Origin of the sequence: Primorskyibacter flagellatus, assembly GCF_900176485.1 — a bacterium.
In the GTDB taxonomy this organism is placed as follows: Bacteria; Pseudomonadota; Alphaproteobacteria; order Rhodobacterales; family Rhodobacteraceae; genus Primorskyibacter; species Primorskyibacter flagellatus.
Window position 1 is genome coordinate 1 of record NZ_FWYD01000064.1, and the last position, 1,365, is coordinate 1,365.

At 56.7% G+C, this 1,365-nt stretch carries 3 protein-coding genes; all 3 read right to left on the minus strand.

Annotated features, from left to right (window positions below):
- Positions 1 to 159: 159 nt before the first annotated feature.
- Positions 160 to 492: a hypothetical protein gene (locus tag B8991_RS21815; RefSeq protein WP_084355212.1), complete on the minus strand. Its 333-nt coding sequence runs from the start codon at positions 490 to 492 to the stop codon at positions 160 to 162.
- Complete coding sequence (locus tag B8991_RS20930) at positions 492 to 767, minus strand: hypothetical protein (protein WP_084355213.1); 276 nt, start codon at positions 765 to 767, stop codon at positions 492 to 494. Before B8991_RS20930 ends, B8991_RS21815 begins: the two co-directional genes overlap by 1 nt.
- A gap of 284 nt (positions 768 to 1,051) precedes the next feature.
- A partial coding sequence (locus tag B8991_RS21665) for a hypothetical protein (protein ID WP_179141579.1) occupies positions 1,052 to 1,365 on the minus strand: 314 nt, incomplete at its 5' end.

Here is a 1,365-nt window from a genome sequence, read left to right on the forward strand (position 1 = left end):
TTGGGCCCTCATCATGGCGGCGTTGTGCGCCGCATTCATCCCGAAGGCCGTCAACTTCCTATCTCTTCGGCGGATCAGGTTGTTCAGCCTGAACTTCTTATTCAGGTCGAATGCAGCGAAGGTCAGATCCAGGTTTTTGTATAAAGCTCGGTTCTGAAATTAGTCCGCGAATATCTGTCTTGCTGATGCCAACTTCATCCAATCTCTGCCGCCGAAGGCGACAAGCGCAAGATATATGATCTCGGCATCTATGTCCGGTTTGAATACGATGGTCAGTCGGTGGCCAACGCCCCCGTGGCGTACGAGCCATCCGTCCAGCCTGCCGGTCAGCCGGACGCCTGAATTTGGATTTGAAGCGATCGTTTCCAGGAGCGCATCTACTTCATCAAGTCGCCGACCCGCTGCGGCAACGTCACCATCGGTGACCTCGACAATATGATCAACGATACCGACAAGGTCCCGTTCGAAGAACGGATGCCTGACAAAACGCATCAGGTCTTTTGAGCCACCGCGGCAAGACGAGCCCGTGCGCCTGCAGTGACGTCGGTCGCTTTGCCGACAGGTTCCCATTGATCGAGAGGCAGGGCCATGCGGCGTTCCAATTCTGCTTCGAGCAAAGACTGTTCACGATCTCGCTCTGCCTTGGCCTTAGCCAATTCACCCGAAACCGCCGCACTCATATTGGGGTACTCGCCAGCTTCGACCAGTTCCCTTGCAAAGGTGTAGGCGGTATCGGTGAAACTGACAGATTGCTTTTGAACGCTCATGGCAGACTCCTTGGTGCTCCAATAGACTACCGAGTTTTACGATATCTGGCAAGCCGGTCAGGCACGCAAGCTGAACAAGAAAATCCGTTGTCATGGGGCGGTGATTATCGCGGTGGGCGCAACGCACCGGCATTACTGCAAAGCTCGCTCCCCATTGCAGATGCGGCCCCTGCGGTACTGGCCGGTCCTTGGTGCTGAGGGAATTGCGGTGAAGCGGCAAGGGCGCCCTGGCAGCGTTCCTTGCTCCGCCTTGCGTGTCGCGCGACTGCCTCAGGCGGGCTGGTTCAGATGCTTTTCAACCTGTCGAGGATCTTCGGGTACACGGTGTCCTCGTTTTGCGCTGCCCAGGCATAGTAGGGGTGGGTCTGTGGCTTCACGCCGAGAGGGTTGAATTTTCGATTATAGGCGTCGACGAACGCTTGCGGGATGGCGTAGCGGACAAGTGCGCCCTTGGCTGCCTTTCGTGTGGCAATCCATTCCTTGTCTGGCATGTCGAATCTGCCGATGCTGGACAGCGCGATGGCCACCAGCTTGATGATGTCGTCCTGCGAGACGCCTGTTCTGGCCAGGTGCTCCTCGATCTCGGAGAGGTATTTTT